Origin of the sequence: Sphingobium sp. CECT 9361 (assembly GCF_918741285.1) — a bacterium.
Taxonomy (GTDB): domain Bacteria; phylum Pseudomonadota; class Alphaproteobacteria; order Sphingomonadales; family Sphingomonadaceae; genus Sphingobium.
This window is the reverse complement of record NZ_CAKKNC010000008.1, coordinates 31,683-47,451: the sequence shown is the minus strand read 5'-3', so window position 1 is coordinate 47,451 and position 15,769 is coordinate 31,683. Positions and strand designations below refer to the sequence as shown.

The following is a 15,769-nucleotide window of genomic DNA, read 5'->3' as shown; positions in this document are numbered from 1 at the left end:
GGCAATGATGGAAGGAGATTGTCGCCATGCACCTGCTACGCCGCGTCGAAAAATTCTTGAGGGAGCATGACATCCCGCCGACCCGCTTCGGGCGCGAAGCCGCGCGCGATCCGCGCCTCGTCCTCGACATGCGCAGAGGACGCGAACCGGGCGCCCGGATGACGAGACGCCTAGAACATTTCATGAACATATATGCAGGAGGGCAACCGCAATGAGCCAGTGCCTTCCCGCTTTTCCGGGGCCACGCGACCCGTCCCGCCGCTTGCTTCGCAGCCTTATCGAAATGGCCGACCCCGACACGACAGGCATTTGCAGCGAAATCATCCCCTGGGCCAGTGCGCTTTATGACGGGACGGTATGTTGTATGACGCTTGAATTTGCAGGCGCGGATGCAACGGCGCGAGCAGACGATATGGCCCGTCGATTACCCGAGGCGGAATTTCACATCAGCGGGTACATCGTCTGCGAAGTAGCGGTCGAAGGCAGCGTGGCTGGGGCTGGGGCTGGGGATGCGCAAACGCATTTCCTCAACCTTGCCGTACTGATTATTACCGACAGCGGCGATTAGCGCCCCGTCATCTGCTGCAGCGTGCCAAGGGCATCGCGCAGCGCCTGATCGACTTCCGCATCGACATCGCCACGCACCGCAACACGCGGAACAGGCGGGATATCGGCAAGGACGCGCGGTTCGTTTGCGACCTGCGTCGTCGATATTCCGGCGGTTTCTGCCCGGATCGTTTCGATCTTTTGCGCGGCGGCGGCAGCCTGCGCCAATGCCCGGCGGCGAGCGATGCCGCGCTCGAAGCGATCGGCGAGTTCCGCAATGCTGAGCGTGTCGAGCGGCACACGAGCGATGATCGGCTGTGCTTCCACTGCTGCGTCCTGCGGCAAGGCGTTGATGGCTTCGGTCAGGATCGCTCGGTCGTCCAGCGGTTCGGGCGCGTTGGGCATCACGAGACCGTCTGGCGCATCGAACTTTGCGGCGGCGGGTTCGGGTTGAGCCACGATGGCTTCGGCCACATCGTCGACGAACATACCGGACGACATATCAAGAGCGTCATGGACATCGGCAACCGCCGCCGTTTCCCTGGCGGGCGAGAGGGCGAAGATGTCCGCGCCTTCGAAATCACGGCTGGCGAAGATCGGGCGACGGGCGGGTGCATCGGGGTGCGAATCCGCGCGGCGCAGGACCGGCAACGGATCCGCCAGATCGGAGCCAGCGCGTTCGCGGTCCACGGCACGGCCACGTCCGCGCGTAAAGCTGGTCAGTTTCGACAATGCAAAGCCCATCTTGCTTTCCTTCGTTTCGGATTCGGTATTCAGCCAGTCGTTGAGGCCCGCTTGCTCGGCCTCTTCTTCATCGTCCTGTGCGGCCACGCGCGGGTTGAGCGCGAGCGACACGCCCATGCCCAGCAATGCCGCAAAGCCCGCCATTGCGACGCGCGCGGTGAAGCCCAGCGGTGGGGCTGCGGCGGGGATCGTTTCGGATAGGCCGGTGGATGCCACGACCAGTTCGATCAGCGGGATCGGCACCGACAGCATGGCGAGCGCAGCCGCGCACCCTGCGAACAGCGTCATCAGGCGACGCTTGCGCGTGGCGCGCACGATGTCCCGGCGGGTGCTCATGCGGCCCGCGCTGCGCGGTTGTCCGACAACAGCCGGTGATAGACAGGCTCGTAGCGCATGACGTTGGATGCCCAGTTGCGTTCGCGCTCGACGAAGCGGCGGGCGACGGCGCGGCGGGCGTCCCAGTTGCCTCGGTCGGCGAACATGCGATCGAGTGCATCGGCGATGCCTTTTGGATCGTCGGGCGGGAACAAGGTGCCGGTGACACCGTCCTCGATCAGTTCGCGGTGACCGCCGACGCAGGACGCGGCGACCAGTCGCCCCTGCGCCATCGCTTCGAGCGGTTTCAAGGGTGTCACCAGTTCGGTGAGGCGCATCGCTTTGCGGGGATAGGCAAGGACATCGACGAGGCTGTAGTAATTTTCGACCTGATCGTGCGGCACCCGGCCGACGAAAACGATGTGATCGGCAACGGGAGATGCCGCCGCCTGCGCGCGCAAGGCTTCTTCGCGCGGTCCGCCGCCGACGAGCAGCAGCTTTGCCGTGGGGCGAAGCGCGAGGAGCATGGGCATCGCGGCGATCAGATCGTCCAGCCCCTCATAATCGTAGAAGCTGCCGATGAAGCCGACGACATCTGCATTGTCGAGGCCAAGGCTATGGCGCAGCGCAGGATCAGGTGGAACGGGCGTGCCAAACATGTCCATGTCGACGCCATTGGGCGATACAGTGATCTTGGCCGGATCGACACCGCGGGAAATGAGGTCGTCCTTCAACCCCTGACAGATGACGATGACAGCGTCGGACGCGCGCACCGCGCGGCTTTCGAGCTGTTTGGTCAGCCAGTATTTCGTGCTGCTTTCGGTGCCAGTGCCGTTGCCCACGGCGGCATCTTCCCAGAAAGCGCGAATTTCATAGACGAACGGCAATCCATGCCGCCGCGCGACGCGCAAGGCTGCGATGGCGTTCAGCACCGGCGAATGGGCGTGGATGAGGTGCGGTTTCCATTCGCGGGTCACGGCATCGGTCGCATCGGCCAGCGCGCCGATTTCGCGCCACTCGCGGATGATCCCCTGCCCCGGCGTAATGTCGCCCGGTGTGCGGTGAAAGGTGAGGCCGTCGATAGTCTCGACATCCGGCCCTTCCGCCAGATGCCGGCGCCCGGTGACGCCGCGCACATTCCACCCCTGCGCCATCTGCGCCCGGAGAATGGCGCGCGTGCGGAAGGTGTAGCCGCTGTGCAACGGCAAGCTGTGATCGAGAACGTGAAGAATCCGTGTCATTGCGCATTGGATTTGCCGTAAAAGGATTAACGTCGCGTCAACCCCGATCGGCTAGTCCGGTTCGCGATATGCAACGGACGATGCACGCGCAGTGATCGACACTTTTTCCCTACTGGTCAGTCATGGGCTGATCCTGCTGGCGTTGTGGCGTCTCCTGTCGCGCAAGGATCTGGATCGCGAATCGCCCCAATCCAGCAGCCCGGAGAAAGGCGCGCCCGATGCGTGACCTGTTCTTCGTCATTTACCTCGCCGGGTTCTTCGCACTGGGGCTGAAGCGACCGTTTCTGCTGGTGCTGGCCTATGCCTATATCGACATCGTTTCGCCGCAGCGTCTGTCCTATTTCCTGCTGAACAGCATCCCCATTTCAGCGATTGCGTTCGGGCTTGCCGTGCTTGGCTGGCTGATCGCGGATGACAAGGCGGAGTTGCGGCCTTCGGTGCGGCAGATACTGATGCTCACCTTGTTGAGCTGGTGCGCCTATACCACCATGAACGCAGACTTTCCGCTGGAGGCGATGACCAAGTGGGACTGGGTGTGGAAAGCGCTGATCTTTGCGATATTCCTGCCGCTGACCTTGCGCACCCGGTTGCGGATGGAGGCGCTGGCGGTCGTGCTGGTGCTGTGCGCGAGTTCGATCATCATCACCGGCGGTATGAAGACATTGTTGTCGGGCGGCGGCTATGGCGTGCTGAACCTGATGGTGGCGGACAATAGCGGCCTGTATGAAGGCAGCACCATTTCCACGGTCGCCATCGCGATCATTCCGCTGATCCTGTGGCTGACGCAATATGGCACGATCTTTCCGCCTGACCGCTTCACCAAGCTTTTCGGCTGGGCGCTGTGCGGGGCGTGCCTGCTGATACCCATCGGCACCGAGACGCGTACCGGACTGCTGTGTATCCTCCTGTTGGGCGGATTGATGCTGATGCGGACGCAGCGACGGTTCCTGTATGGCGGGATGCTGGGAATCGCGGCGGTGGCCGCCGTGCCGTTCCTGCCGTCCACCTTCACGTCGCGCATGGACACCATCGAGAATTATCAGGCCGACGAGAGCGCCTCGACGCGTGTCGCGGTGTGGCAGTGGACCTGGGGTTATGTGAAGGACCATCCGGCAGGCGGCGGGTTTGACGCCTATCTGGGCAACAGCTTCCGCTATGAAAAGACGCAGATGGTGGGGCCACCGGGCGCACAGACGCTGGAACGCAACATAGTCGTCGACAAGGGCCGCGCCTATCATAGTGCCTATTTCGAGATGCTGGGTGAGCAGGGTTTTCCGGGCTTCCTATTGTGGGCGATGATCCATGGCCTGTCGCTGGCGCGGACCGAATGGATAAGGCGGCATTACCGGCGGCGTGACGACCCGACCAAGGCATGGGTCGCACCGCTGGCATTGGCGTTGCAGCAGGGGCATCTGGTCTATCTGCTGGGCGCACTATTCATCGGCATTGCCTATCAGCCGTTCATCTTCATGCTGCTGGCGTTGCAGATCGGGCTTTCGACCTATCTGGCACGTCAGCGCAGGCATGAAGAAGCCGTACCGATCTTTGCGCCCCGCGCCGCAAAAGGCGTGACGGCATGAAAGGCGAGTTGCGCAGCCTGACCGCCGCGAGAGGCATCGCGGCCTGGCTCGTGGTAGTCTACCACATTCGCAGCGGGGCAAGCTGGGCACCTGCGTGGCTGATGGATTTTGCGCACAAAGGCTATCTGGCGGTCGACTTCTTTTTCCTGCTGTCGGGGTTCGTCATCTATCTGTCGGCACATCGTGCGATGCTGCGCGATGGAACGGCGGCAATCGGCCCGTTCCTTTCCCGTCGTTTTGCGCGCATCTATCCGCTTTATGCCTTCATGCTGGCGCTGACCATATTGTTCGTGTTGGCCGTGCAAGAAACGGGCGGCAGTGCGGACGGCTATCCGTGGCGCGAATTGCCTTTGCATATCGCGATGATCCAGAATTGGGGGCTGACCGACACGCTGACGTGGAACCATCCGGCATGGTCGATCAGCGCAGAGACCGCCGCCTATCTTCTGTTCCCCCTGCTCGTGCTGGGGACACCGATTGCAAAAGCGTCTCGCCCGCATCTGCTGACAGGCATGATCCTGTCGCTGGGCCTGCTGGCCCTGATCCTGCATCTGGCGGGTGAGACCACATTGGGACATGACATTCCCCGCTTCGGCCTGATCCGTTGCCTCACCGAATTTGCGTGCGGCGCGATGCTCTGTGCGTTCTGGATGCGCGGGCCGGATGGGGAGCCATATGCGTTCGTCCTGTCGCTGGCGGGGGTAGCGATGTTCTGGGGGCTATGGGCGACAGGCCTGTCGCGTGAGATATGGGCGTTTCCAGCGGGAGCCGCCTGCCTGATCCTCAGCCTTGCGCACGCATCGGCTTTTACGCGCAATCCGCTCCACTGGAAGGGGTTCCAGATCCTCGGCGAGATCAGCTATGCGACCTATCTGTCGCATTTCATGCTGTATATCTGGTTCAAGATTGCCTTTGTCAGCGATCCGCGCGCTGTGCCGCCGATGCTGATGCTGTCTTTCCTTGGCTTTACATTGGCAGCGTCCTTCCTTCTGCATCACTGGATCGAGAAACCGGGGCGGCAATGGTTCGTGATCCGTAACAATCGGCGCCAGCCGCTGGGTACCGTGCGGAACGAAGCCCGCTGAGGGCCGTTCGTCTCGCGGGGACTGGTCGCTGCCGCCAAAGCGCGGTAGGCGATCAGGCATCCGACAGAGACTGAACATGTCGCACAGAGGAACCGCATGACTGCCGCCGCCAAATCCACGCCCAAGGAACCTTTGGTCGAAATCAACGCGCAGCCGCCGGACATCGACCATGTGGTCCGCAGCACGTCGCACTGGTTCGAGCTGCACGGTATGGAGATATTGATTGCGGCCGGCGCGGGCTTTCTAATCTATCTGGCGCTGGGCGGCATCAAGCGGCTGGCGCAGAAGCTGCGCGACCGGGAAGGCGACGCTACCAGCCTGATGAGTGTGATGGGCCGGGCATTCTCCCGCACCACGCATTTCTTCATGATCATGGTCTCCGCGCGGTTGGTGGCGGGATACGCCAATCCGCCCGACATGCTGCTGCGCACGATCCAGTTCCTGTTCACTGTCGCAACGGTGTTTCAGGGCGCGATCTGGCTGCGCGAAATCATCCTTGGCCTGATCGAGCGCAAGACCGGCGACGATAATGGCAGCGATACGCTGAGCAACGCGATGGGCATCATCCGGTTGCTGGTGACCGTGGCGCTGTTTTCCATCGCGATCATCGTGGTGCTGGACAATCTGGGCGTCAACGTGACCGGGCTGGTCGCGGGTCTGGGCGTTGGCGGCATAGCCATCGGTCTGGCGGCACAGGGCATCTTCTCCGATCTGTTCGCGGCGCTGTCGATCATCTTCGACAAGCCGTTTCGCCGGGGTGAGACGATCAATTACGATCAGACGACGGCCACGGTCGAGCGCATTGGCCTGAAAAGCACGCGCCTGCGCGCTGTGACCGGCGAGAAGAAAGTGATTTCCAACGCCAATTTGTTGCAGAAGGAAATCACCAATTATCAGCATCTCGACCATCGGCGGATCAAGTTTGCGCTGGGCCTGATCTACCAGACCGATCCCGATCTGGCGGAGCGCGTGCCGGATATCCTCCGCGAAATTGTGGAGCAACTGGACGGTGTTTTCGTCCGTTGCGGCATGATCGCCTTTGGCGCGAGCAGCATCGACTATGAAGTCGAGTTCGACGTGTATCTGCCGGATTGGGACGCGATCTACAAAGTGCGGCACAAGGTCGCGATCGCGATATTGAAGCGGTTTCAGCAGGAAGGTCTGGAATTTGCCTATCCGACGCAGACCAGCTTTACTGCCGATCCGAACGGGAAATTCGTCATGCCTTATCCCAAGGTCATGCCCGTGAGTGACGTGAACGGATAGAGACTTGGCGGTTTACGCCATGCGTATGCTGAGCAACCACTGGTAGCTGAGCGTACGGATCGCGCCGCGCAGCATCTTGGTTAGCTCCCGCCCTTCAACGCCGGGGCGACGCAAGGCAGCCTGTAACTTGTGCAAGGCAACCAGCAGGGCTTCGGTGCGGAGGATGGCATCCGGTGATGCGCCTTCACGGCGCAGCTTTTCCAGCGTGCGCCAAAGGGATGGGATCGTGCCGGGTGAGACATTACCGGGACCGGTCGCTGCGTTGTCCAATGCTTCGAACACAGGCGCAAGCCAGTGTTCGTCCATCGGCGCAATTATCGCCTCACCATCGGCTTCAAATCTGGAACAGATAAACACGCACTGGTCCTCCCCCACTACGGTCTATGCATTCGTTATGGTAAACAGAGTGTTAAGCTGATTTCTTTCAAAAATCGCTGAACGATACGCCGTTCATCCACGCTTTGGATGTCCGTAGCAGCTCCGCAGCGCGCGCGTTGAGATCGGGGAAAGTGTCGCGCAACGCCTTCGAGCGTTCCTCGATGGCAATCGGCAGATCGGGGGCAAGCAGATCGGCGATGGCGGCGAGCGGCAGCCCGCCCTTCCCCATTGCAACCCGCCCGTCGAGGGCTTCTTCGAGGATCGCGGCGGCATCGGCCGGGTCCGCGCCTGGATCGGGCGCATCGCACAGTTGCGCGTAGCTTATCCATTCGCGGGGGACGGCGGCGATATCCGCCAGCCTGCCGCCGGAGCGCCGCCAGTGCAGGCTGTCGATCAGCAGGCCACCCACCGGCGAACCGATCTGGCGCAGGATGTCGCTCGCCTGATGGATGGTCTTCACTTCGGTGAAAATGCCGAACTCCAGGTTGATGCGGATGTCGCCGCCCCCCGTGGCATGATCCATCAGCACCGCCAGCTTGTCGCGCGTTGCCCCGGCATCGGGGTCGCTGCTGACGCACAGGACGTTGCGTGCGCCGAGGTCCATGCCGATCTCGACGATGCGCAGATGGTTGGGGTCCAGCGGGCCAGGTTGTATCCAGACAACCTCGACATCGAGCAGCTTTAAGCCCGTGTCCGAAAGAGCGGCGCGCACGTCGCGCGTGGTCTGCGGCGTCCATTGGTCCGCTTCGATCCACATGCCACCATAATCGAAGCCCGCCTTTGCGGCGGCCTCGACCAGTTGCAACGGCGTGGCTTCGGGCATAATCCCCGCCGCCATCGAAAGAGGATGGTGGCGGGCCATCGGGATCAGCCTTGCTGGGTCATTGCGGCGGCGACCGATGCTTCGATGGCGTCCTTGGTCGGGTTGCCGCGCAGCGTGAGGCCGCCGTTTACCTGCATCGTCTCGCCGGTCATGAAGCATTCGTCGCTGGCCAGCCAGACGCATCCCGCCGCAATATCCTGAGACGTGCCATAGCGGCCCAGCGGATAGCCCTTGGCAAAGGCATCCATCAGGCCGGGAACGGCGGCAGCCTCCGCCGTCATCGGGGTTTCGGTGACGCCGGGGGAAATGCTGTTCACGCGAATGCCCAGATGCCCGAACTCATTGGCGATGGTGCGCAGCATGTGATCGGTGCCGGCCTTCGTCGCCATATAGGCGCTGTGGTCGTGGAACATGATCGATGCCGTCGCCGACGTCACCTGAATGATCGATCCGCCCTTGTCCTGCATGACCGGGATCAGCGCCTGCGCAAACTGAAACGGGCCACGGAGCTGGAGCGCATACATCCGGTCGAAATCGTCGTCCGTGGTTTCGAGGAAGGGTTTCAGCAGACCCCACCCGGTTGCGTTGACGGCAATATCGATACCGCCCAATGCCTCGCGCGTCGTTTCCACCATCGCGAAGATGCTGACACGGTCGGTAAAATCGCATTCGACCGCGATCCCGCCGATTTCCTCGGCCAGCGTGTCGAGGATCGCGCGGTTGCGGCCCGCGACAACGACCTTTGCGCCCTCCGCGGCAAAGCGTCGGGCGATAACCTGCGCCATATTATCCTTGCCCGCCGCGCCGACAACCAGCGCGGCTTTCCCCGCAAGACGTCCGCTCATACGAATTCATCCGCGCGGGGGGTGCGGCGGAGCGCCTGACCTGCGGTGACGTCGATGCGCTGGCCGGTGACGAAGGCTTCGTCGCTGGCGAGCCAGAGGGCGGTGTTGGCGACGTCCTCGACCGTTGGAAAACGGCCCAAAGGCATTTCTTTGAGGAAGGCGTTTGTGACTGCTTCGATGCCGAAATAATCCTCAGTCATCGCGCTTTTCGTAAAACCGGGGGCGATGCTGTTAACGCGAATGCCCCGTGCCCCAAGCTCATTGGCAGCAACACGTACATAGACATCAGCGCCGCCTTTCGACCCGGCATAGGCACCCAGATCGGGTGCCTGCACTAACACGGTCAGCGACGACGCCGTGATGATCGAGCCGCCGCCGGTCATCGCCTTCGCCATATGCTTGATGAACAAGGCAGTGCCGACGAAATGAATGTCCGACTGGCTGCGCAGGCTTTCGGCGGTGACGTCCAGCACAGATGCCTGTGCGCTTTGCCCGGCGTAATTCACGGCAATATCGAGATGGCCGTAATGCTCCAGCGCCGTCTGTGCGAGCGCGGCGAGCGATGCCTCGTCGGCAATGTCACAGGCAACGCCGATGCCGCCAAGTTCCGCAGCGATCTCTTCCACTGCTTCCTTGCGCCGCGCCGCCAGAACGACTTGCGCGCCTTCCTCGACGAAGCGTCGCGCCGTTGCCGCGCCCATGCTGCGCGCGTCGGACGCGCCAAGAATGACGGCGACCTTTCCTGTCAAACGTCCCATTTAATATCTGCCTTTCTGTCGCGACCCTCTCCGGCCGTCAGCATTCTTCGGTGTCGAGCATGGTGAAGCGGCGATAGGAGAAGGCCCAGACGCCATCGCGCTTGCGATAGCGGTCGTCATATTGCCCCATCACGCGCAACCGCTGTCCGTCAACGGTACGCGCAAGCTCGCTGCTGTAGGACCGCCCCGTGGCGGTATCGCCATCGACCACGACATCGCCCTGCGTGCCATGCATCACAACGAACGGAAAGCCCGCCATCGCGTCCAGCCATGCGGCCACAATGGCATCGCGACCGACGACAGTGTCAGGGCCGAAGAGATACCATTCGGCATCCCTGTCCCACGATGTCGACCACAGATCGGCGTCCCGCTGATTCACGCCATCGATATAGCGGGCAAGCGCGCGGTTGATTCCGACGATATCCTTTGCTTCGCTCATTCCTTGTCATCCAGTTCGCCGTGGATGCCGCAGGCGTCGTTGAGCAATTCGTGGAAACGCTGAATGCGCTTTTCCTGACCCGAAATATATCCGCCGCGATAGCCCATCGAGTGCAGCCCCTGTTGCTGCCCCACGGCGATGGTCATGTCCTGATCGGCGACATAGCCCAAAGTTTCCGCGCCATAGATCACTGTCTCGCGTTCGCAGGACTTGAACGGGCGCATCCCCACCGGCGTTACGACCTCGGTGCGTCCCTTGACCGGCGGCATCATGTACCAATGGTCGAAAATGCACTTTTCCGGATCGGTCGGATGCGGTTCAGAGCGCAGGATCTGGAAGCCGTCCGGGCTCATCGTGATCGTGGTGTTCGGCCACAGCGTATAGTGGTGGTAATCGGTCAGTTCGCTGTCGCTCATCGTTTCGAAATGCACGAAGCCGCGTTCAGGACCGAGGCGACGCTTCGCCTGCTGGATCGCAGCGCGCGCTTCGGTGGCGCGGTCCGTAAAGTCAGCCGGGTCCAGTTCCCATTCGCGCAGGCTGTCCTCGACCAGCGGCTGCATCGCATCGGGATAATCGAGGCGCTTGGACGGATGGCAGCCCTTTTGCACCATGCGGTTATGGCCGCTGGGGTACATTTCAAAACTGGTGTCGGTATATTCGTCGTCGATGAAGCTGGCCAGTTCCGGGTGGAGCGTGGGCAGGTGGTAGCTTTCGTTGAAATTGTCGCGAATGATCTTCCAGTTGCAGGGAATCTCGCACCGTACATCCAGCACGCGCACCATCTTTTCCATCTGATAGCCTGCCAACTGCTCCGGCAGCGGCGCAAGCCAGTCATGCAAAGGCTGCGCATTGCGATCCATGTTGAACCACACGAACGGTCCCCAGGTATCGACGGCTATTTCGGTCAGATGCGCCTTGCCACAGGGATTGCCCGCCGGAAAATCCTCCGCATCCTGCGCGAAGAGCAGCGTGCCATCCTTGCCGAACTGCCAGCCATGATAGGAGCAGGTGATCCGCTCATTGCTGCCCATGTCCGACCAGAGCAGCCGGTTGCCGCGATGGACGCAGGCGTTGAAGAAGGCGCGGATCGACCCGTCGTCCTGCCGCATCATAATGACGCTGTCGCGCATCAGGTTGTGCGTGATCCAGTCGCCCGGCTCCTCCAGATCGGCCAGCAGACCGCCGATATGCCAGACCTTCGCAAAGACATGCTTCCATTCGGCACGCGCCCACGCCTTGCTGTAATAGCGTTCGCCCGTAATGGGATCGCCACGCACCGGCGGGTCATAAGCTTCCAGCGTCCGGCCCAGAAAATGCTCTTTCGTCACGCTTCTCTCCATAAGATCACGACTTTAGAACAGCGTAGCAGGTCAAGTGACAATGCAAACTCGGCTTTATGCTAGGCGGTGAGGGGTGTCAGGCGATGGTGGGCGACCTAGTGGAAACACAAGTCGCCACCTTTGCCCAGCCTATCTACCTTGCGCCCAACGCTAAGCCGACAGGAGAGGCAATTGCAGGATATTGAACGCGAAATACGCGATTTGACCGCGCGTCGGGATATTACGCAGGCGATTCAGAATTATATGCGTGGGCAGGACCGGCTGGACCGCGACCTGCAGCTGCGTTCCTTCCACCCCGATGCCGATGTCGACTGCGGCCTGCTGCGCGGCGGACCGGAAGCCTATACCGATTTTGCACAGGGGTTTCTGGCCGACCTCGTCTCCAGCCAGCATTTGCTGGGCCAGATCGACCTTTCCATCGATCTGGATGCAGGCACCGCGACCGGCGAAGTCTATTTCTTTGCGTGGCACCGCACCAATGAGAATGACGAGCCGAAAGACCTGTTCATGGCGGGGCGCTATATCGACGAATATAGCTGCAAGGATGGCAAATGGGCGATCCAGCGGCGACGTGAACTGATCGACTGGGCCCGGCACGATGCCGCCAGCGACGGCATATTGAACGAGATGCCCGCCATTCACCTGTCCGGCCGCAAGGGCACGGATTTCAGCCAGACGCGCGATTGGGCGTCCGGCACTTCGGGACGATAAGAACCATGACCGACACCAACCGCCGTTTCCTGCTGACTGCCCGTCCCGACGGGATGCCCAAGGACAGCGACTTCGCGCTGGTCGATGCGCCGCTTCCGGAGTTGCAGGCGGGGGAGTTCCTGATCCGCAACCATTATGCCTCGCTCGATCCGGCGATCCGGGGTTGGCTGGACGATGTGCCGAGCTATCTGCCGCCAGTAGCCTTGGGCGATCCGGTGCGCGCCACGACGGTGGGTATCGTTGAAGAGAGCAAGGCCGAGGGCTTCAAGCCCGGCGACTGGGTGATGGGCCTGAACGGCATCGAGCGCTATTCGGTCGGCAAGCTGGGCGGGTTTACGCAGCCCATCGACGTCAGCCTCGTTCCTTCGCCAACCAACTTCCTGTCGGTCATGGGTGCGGTGGGCCTGACGGCCTATTTCGGCGTGACCGAGATATTGCAGCCCAAGAGCGGCCAGACCTTGCTGGTCAGCGGCGCGGCGGGTGCGGTGGGTTCGCTCGTTGGTCAGTTGGGCAAGCGGGCGGGATGCCGGGTGATTGGTATTGCGGGCGGTCCGGCAAAATGCGCACGGCTGATCGACGATTACGGGTTTGACGCTGCCATCGATTATCGGGGCAAGGACGCAGCGGCGCTGAGCGCGGACATCGGCGCGGCGGCACCCGATGGCATCGATCTGGTGTTCGAAAATGTCGGCGGCGTTGGCCTCGACGCGACGCTCGACCATCTGAACCAGTTTGCAAAGGTCGCGCTCTGCGGGCTGATCTCCGAATATAATTCGGAGCATTATGGCACGCGCAACCTATGGCAACTGATCGTCCACAGCGCGACGATCCGGGGGTTCCTGATCAGCGAATTTCTCGACCGGTTCGTGGAAGGCGGCACAGCCATGGCGAAGATGGCCGCCGAAGGCACGCTGCGCTTCGACGAGCATATCGAGGAAGGCATCGACAATGCCCTCCCCGCCTTCCTGCGCCTGTTCGAAGGGTCCAATCAGGGCAAGATGATCCTGAAACTGATCTAAGGGAAGAACGCCATTTTGTTCCCCTGCTTGCCACACTGATCTAGTCACCTGAATCGTAAGTTCGCTACATTGATGTCGTCATCCCAGGCTTGACCCGGGATCCCGCTTTTCTTCAGGCAGTGCGCGAAAGGAAGCGGGACCCCGGGTCAAGCCCGGGGTCCCGCTAATCAAACGAACTTTGATTCCACCACAGCGCCCAGATGTGCCAGCGACTGCCGCGCGGCCTCCGCGGGCGTCATGGCGCGGAAGGCGTGGGACAGGATTTCCACGCCGAAGGGGCCTTCGTAGCTGCATTTATCCAGCGCCTGTAGGAAATCGGCGATGGGAAACGCCCCCGCGCCGGGTGGCAGGCGGTCGTTGATCGTTTCCTCCAGAAAATCGCCTTGCTGCGATAACGGGCCATCGTCCAGTTCGACATGGGTAACGATTCCCGGCGGCAGCGCGGCGACGGCCTCCATCGTGATCCCGCCGCGAACCATGTGCCAGACATCGAGCAGCAGACCGCCATTGCTGCGCCCCGCCCCTTCCACAATGGCGCGCCCGGTTTCCAGCGTTGCGATGCTGGACGGCGGGAACAGTTCGATGGTGACGGCGGTGCCGACCTCCGCTGCTTCATCGCACAGGATGGCGAACGCTTCGATGGTGGCGTCGCGCGAAACATAGGGCAGCGTCAGATCGCCCGCGACCTTGATGTGGCGCGCGCCGATGGCTGCGGCGGCGTGCAACATTTCACGGCGCTGACGGTCGGACGCTGCGCGACGGTCGCCGCTTGCGAACCAGTCCGTCAGCACTTCGACTTCCCGGACGGCCAGTCCGTTGTCGTTCAGGATCGCATTCACCTCCGCCGCGCCAATGGTCGCAAGCAGATGGGCAATATCCTGATGTCCGAAGCCAAAGCCGCCATATCCCGCCTGCGCCGCTGCACAGGCGCGTTCAGCGAGCGAATGCGGGCTGATCGTTATGGCGTCGAACGGACCGATATTGCCCGCCAGCGTGAAATGGTCGGTATGAGAAGCGGTCGCGCCCTCACGCCGCTCGATCTTCCGTGAGTATTTGAGCCGCCCGCCAGCCGAGCGCCATCGCAGGCGCATTGGTGTTCCCCGAAATCGTGCCGGGCATGACGGAGCAATCCGCGACGCGCAGCCCTTCCACCCCGCGCACCTTCAGCCGCGCGTCGAGAACGGCAGTCTCCCCGCCGCCCATGCGGCAGGTGCCGACGCCGTGCAGGCCGCTGGTGGACAAGGCGCGGAAACTGTCGAGCAGCGCTTCATCGCTTTGCACCTGCGCGCCGGGGATGCACTCCTCGCCGACATCTTGCGCCAAGGCAGGCTGCGCGACATAGTCCCGCATCATGCGGATCGATGCGATGGCGGCAGTGCGATCTTCCGGCGTCGAGAGCCAGTTGGGATGGATGGATGCCGCGTTCTCCGGCTCAGGCCCGGTGATCTGGATGCTGCCCTGGCTCGTCATGCGCAGGAGGGTGCCGGACACCGTCATCCCCGGCGTCTTGGCGACCGCGCCCAGAGGCACCGGATGATTGTCGTCCGCCAGCGCGAACATATAGCCGCTCAGATACAGTTGCAGATCGGTGCGCTGGCCGATGCCCATCGTGCTCAGGAACGCGCCGATTTCGAACGGCCCGGTCGCCATCGGCCCGCCGCGCGTCAGATAATAGCGGGCGACCGATGCCAGCAGCCCCTTGCCGTAATAATGCCCGGCGATGCCGCTGTCGCGCTTGAGGCGGAAGGGCATGGTGAAGGACAAATGCTCCAGCATCCGGCGACCCACGTCCGGGCTGTGAAACCGGGTTTCGACGCCCGCCGCCTGCAGCACGGCGCCATCGCCAATGCCCGACCGTTGCAGCAGGCGCGGGCTTTCCAACGTACCCGCGCTCAGGATGATTTCCCCCGCGCAGTTGACCGAAAAGTCGCCCCGTTCGGGATTGCGCAGCGCCAGCCCTACCGCACGCCCGTTTGAGATACGCACATTGCGCGCGAGCGTGTCGGTAACGATGTGCAGGTTGCTGCGCTTTGCCGCCTTGCGCAGGAAGGCAACGGCCCCGCTTTGGCGGCGACCCTTGTGGATATTGTGGCTGTAATAGCCGACACGTCCGCCGCCGCGACTGTTGAGGTCATCGGTGCGCGCAAGGCCCATCGTCTCCCCCGCCGCGATCATCCGTTCGGCCAGCGGATAGCGATAGGTGTCGGGTGTGACATGCACCGGGCCGCCCTGCCCGCGCGTCTCGCTGCCACCCATGCCGTGATCTTCTATGGCGCGATAGGCATCCAGCATCGAACCGGCGTTCCAGCCGGTGCACCCCGCCGCTTCCCAATCGTCATAGTCCGCCGCTTCGCCCCGGCTCCAGATCATGCCGTTGATGGAGGAGGAACCGCCCAGCCCCTTGCCCCTGATCCACACTTCATGCGGGTCGGCATCGGGCGTCCTTGGCTGATCGACCTGATAGGCCCAGATATGCGACGGGCTGGTGACGAGCTTGGCGATCCCCTTGGGCATCGTGATCCAGGGCGAACGGTCCGGCCCGCCCGCCTCCACCAGCAGCACGCGATTGCGCGGATCGGCGGACAGGCGCTCGGCCAGCACACAGCCGGACGAGCCTGCACCGATGATGATGTAATCGTAACTGTCCGCCAGTGCGCCCTGCATATCCGCTCCCTATGT

At 62.3% G+C, this 15,769-nt stretch carries 18 protein-coding genes; 8 read left to right on the top strand and 10 right to left on the bottom strand.

What is annotated here, in order from left to right; all coding sequences use genetic code 11:
• The first annotated feature begins 26 nt into the window (after positions 1-26).
• Both LQ220_RS12790 and LQ220_RS12785 read left to right on the top strand, forming a co-directional pair.
• On the top strand, positions 27-215 hold the full coding sequence (locus LQ220_RS12790; protein ID WP_230188686.1) for a hypothetical protein: 189 nt from the start codon (positions 27-29) through the stop codon (positions 213-215).
• Positions 212-568, top strand: coding sequence for a hypothetical protein (locus LQ220_RS12785; protein ID WP_230188685.1), 357 nt, complete (start codon positions 212-214; stop codon positions 566-568). The genes LQ220_RS12790 and LQ220_RS12785 overlap by 4 nt, the downstream gene beginning before the upstream one ends.
• On the opposite strand, the gene LQ220_RS12780 is transcribed toward LQ220_RS12785, so the two are convergent.
• Positions 565-1,626 (bottom strand): hypothetical protein, encoded by a 1,062-nt coding sequence (locus LQ220_RS12780; protein WP_230188684.1) that lies wholly within the window; start codon positions 1,624-1,626, stop codon positions 565-567. The two genes, LQ220_RS12785 and LQ220_RS12780, sit on opposite strands and share 4 nt — an antisense overlap.
• Entirely contained in the window at positions 1,623-2,846 is a 1,224-nt protein-coding gene (locus LQ220_RS12775; protein WP_230188683.1) for a TIGR04063 family PEP-CTERM/XrtA system glycosyltransferase, read from the bottom strand. The genes LQ220_RS12780 and LQ220_RS12775 overlap by 4 nt, the downstream gene beginning before the upstream one ends.
• A gap of 91 nt (positions 2,847-2,937) precedes the next feature.
• On the opposite strand from LQ220_RS12775, the gene LQ220_RS24920 reads away from it, so the two are divergent.
• The 4 genes from LQ220_RS24920 (at position 2,938) to LQ220_RS12760 (ending at position 6,777) form a co-directional block, all read left to right on the top strand.
• Complete coding sequence (locus LQ220_RS24920; RefSeq protein WP_281821817.1) at positions 2,938-3,072, top strand: hypothetical protein; 135 nt, start codon at positions 2,938-2,940, stop codon at positions 3,070-3,072.
• The gene (locus LQ220_RS12770; RefSeq protein ID WP_230188682.1) at positions 3,065-4,426 is read left to right on the top strand and encodes a putative O-glycosylation ligase, exosortase A system-associated; all 1,362 of its coding nucleotides are present in this window, start codon (positions 3,065-3,067) and stop codon (positions 4,424-4,426) included. Before LQ220_RS24920 ends, LQ220_RS12770 begins: the two co-directional genes overlap by 8 nt.
• Entirely contained in the window at positions 4,423-5,511 is a 1,089-nt protein-coding gene (locus LQ220_RS12765; protein WP_230188681.1) for an acyltransferase, read from the top strand. The genes LQ220_RS12770 and LQ220_RS12765 overlap by 4 nt, the downstream gene beginning before the upstream one ends.
• A 96-nt stretch (positions 5,512-5,607) precedes the next feature.
• Positions 5,608-6,777: a mechanosensitive ion channel family protein gene (locus LQ220_RS12760; RefSeq protein WP_230188680.1), complete on the top strand. Its 1,170-nt coding sequence runs from the start codon at positions 5,608-5,610 to the stop codon at positions 6,775-6,777.
• A 12-nt stretch (positions 6,778-6,789) separates the two neighbouring features.
• Here LQ220_RS12760 and LQ220_RS12755 read toward each other — a convergent pair whose 3' ends face one another.
• The 6 genes from LQ220_RS12755 to LQ220_RS12730 form a co-directional block, all read right to left on the bottom strand.
• A complete protein-coding gene (locus LQ220_RS12755; protein WP_230188679.1) occupies positions 6,790-7,134 on the bottom strand; it encodes a hypothetical protein in 345 nt (114 codons plus the stop codon).
• A 67-nt stretch (positions 7,135-7,201) separates the two neighbouring features.
• Positions 7,202-8,017, bottom strand: coding sequence for a TIM barrel protein (locus tag LQ220_RS12750; protein WP_230188678.1), 816 nt, complete (start codon positions 8,015-8,017; stop codon positions 7,202-7,204).
• 5 nt (positions 8,018-8,022) lie between these two features.
• Complete coding sequence (locus LQ220_RS12745) at positions 8,023-8,823, bottom strand: SDR family oxidoreductase (RefSeq protein ID WP_230188677.1); 801 nt, start codon at positions 8,821-8,823, stop codon at positions 8,023-8,025.
• Positions 8,820-9,581 (bottom strand): SDR family oxidoreductase, encoded by a 762-nt coding sequence (locus LQ220_RS12740; RefSeq protein ID WP_230188676.1) that lies wholly within the window; start codon positions 9,579-9,581, stop codon positions 8,820-8,822. The genes LQ220_RS12745 and LQ220_RS12740 overlap by 4 nt, the downstream gene beginning before the upstream one ends.
• Positions 9,582-9,618: 37 nt before the next feature.
• Positions 9,619-10,020, bottom strand: coding sequence for a nuclear transport factor 2 family protein (locus LQ220_RS12735; RefSeq protein WP_230188675.1), 402 nt, complete (start codon positions 10,018-10,020; stop codon positions 9,619-9,621).
• Positions 10,017-11,348 (bottom strand): aromatic ring-hydroxylating dioxygenase subunit alpha, encoded by a 1,332-nt coding sequence (locus LQ220_RS12730; protein WP_230188674.1) that lies wholly within the window; start codon positions 11,346-11,348, stop codon positions 10,017-10,019. The genes LQ220_RS12735 and LQ220_RS12730 overlap by 4 nt, the downstream gene beginning before the upstream one ends.
• A 183-nt stretch (positions 11,349-11,531) precedes the next feature.
• On the opposite strand from LQ220_RS12730, the gene LQ220_RS12725 reads away from it, so the two are divergent.
• Positions 11,532-12,071 (top strand): nuclear transport factor 2 family protein, encoded by a 540-nt coding sequence (locus LQ220_RS12725; protein ID WP_230188673.1) that lies wholly within the window; start codon positions 11,532-11,534, stop codon positions 12,069-12,071.
• Positions 12,072-12,076: 5 nt separating this feature from the next.
• Positions 12,077-13,090 (top strand): NADP-dependent oxidoreductase, encoded by a 1,014-nt coding sequence (locus LQ220_RS12720; protein WP_230188672.1) that lies wholly within the window; start codon positions 12,077-12,079, stop codon positions 13,088-13,090.
• 167 nt (positions 13,091-13,257) lie between these two features.
• Here LQ220_RS12720 and LQ220_RS12715 read toward each other — a convergent pair whose 3' ends face one another.
• Together LQ220_RS12715 and LQ220_RS12710 are read right to left on the bottom strand one after the other, a co-directional pair.
• Entirely contained in the window at positions 13,258-14,181 is a 924-nt protein-coding gene (locus LQ220_RS12715; RefSeq protein WP_230188671.1) for a sugar phosphate isomerase/epimerase, read from the bottom strand.
• Positions 14,117-15,754 (bottom strand): GMC family oxidoreductase N-terminal domain-containing protein, encoded by a 1,638-nt coding sequence (locus LQ220_RS12710; protein WP_230188670.1) that lies wholly within the window; start codon positions 15,752-15,754, stop codon positions 14,117-14,119. Before LQ220_RS12710 ends, LQ220_RS12715 begins: the two co-directional genes overlap by 65 nt.
• Between the last annotated feature and the right edge of the window lie 15 nt (positions 15,755-15,769).

What these genes read in the sequence shown, in the direction of transcription:
- LQ220_RS12790 (WP_230188686.1), top strand. Translation starts at nt 27, where the DNA reads ATGCACCTGCTACGCCGCGTCGAAAAATTCTTGAGGGAGCATGACATC.
- LQ220_RS12785 (WP_230188685.1), top strand. Translation starts at nt 212, where the DNA reads ATGAGCCAGTGCCTTCCCGCTTTTCCGGGGCCACGCGACCCGTCCCGC.
- LQ220_RS12780 (WP_230188684.1), bottom strand. Translation starts at nt 1,626, where the DNA reads ATGAGCACCCGCCGGGACATCGTGCGCGCCACGCGCAAGCGTCGCCTG.
- LQ220_RS12775 (WP_230188683.1), bottom strand. Translation starts at nt 2,846, where the DNA reads ATGACACGGATTCTTCACGTTCTCGATCACAGCTTGCCGTTGCACAGC.
- LQ220_RS12770 (WP_230188682.1), top strand. Translation starts at nt 3,065, where the DNA reads ATGCGTGACCTGTTCTTCGTCATTTACCTCGCCGGGTTCTTCGCACTG.
- LQ220_RS12765 (WP_230188681.1), top strand. Translation starts at nt 4,423, where the DNA reads ATGAAAGGCGAGTTGCGCAGCCTGACCGCCGCGAGAGGCATCGCGGCC.
- LQ220_RS12760 (WP_230188680.1), top strand. Translation starts at nt 5,608, where the DNA reads ATGACTGCCGCCGCCAAATCCACGCCCAAGGAACCTTTGGTCGAAATC.
- LQ220_RS12750 (WP_230188678.1), bottom strand. Translation starts at nt 8,017, where the DNA reads ATGGCCCGCCACCATCCTCTTTCGATGGCGGCGGGGATTATGCCCGAA.
- LQ220_RS12745 (WP_230188677.1), bottom strand. Translation starts at nt 8,823, where the DNA reads ATGAGCGGACGTCTTGCGGGGAAAGCCGCGCTGGTTGTCGGCGCGGCG.
- LQ220_RS12740 (WP_230188676.1), bottom strand. Translation starts at nt 9,581, where the DNA reads ATGGGACGTTTGACAGGAAAGGTCGCCGTCATTCTTGGCGCGTCCGAC.
- LQ220_RS12735 (WP_230188675.1), bottom strand. Translation starts at nt 10,020, where the DNA reads ATGAGCGAAGCAAAGGATATCGTCGGAATCAACCGCGCGCTTGCCCGC.
- LQ220_RS12720 (WP_230188672.1), top strand. Translation starts at nt 12,077, where the DNA reads ATGACCGACACCAACCGCCGTTTCCTGCTGACTGCCCGTCCCGACGGG.
- LQ220_RS12715 (WP_230188671.1), bottom strand. Translation starts at nt 14,181, where the DNA reads ATGCGCCTGCGATGGCGCTCGGCTGGCGGGCGGCTCAAATACTCACGG.
- LQ220_RS12710 (WP_230188670.1), bottom strand. Translation starts at nt 15,754, where the DNA reads ATGCAGGGCGCACTGGCGGACAGTTACGATTACATCATCATCGGTGCA.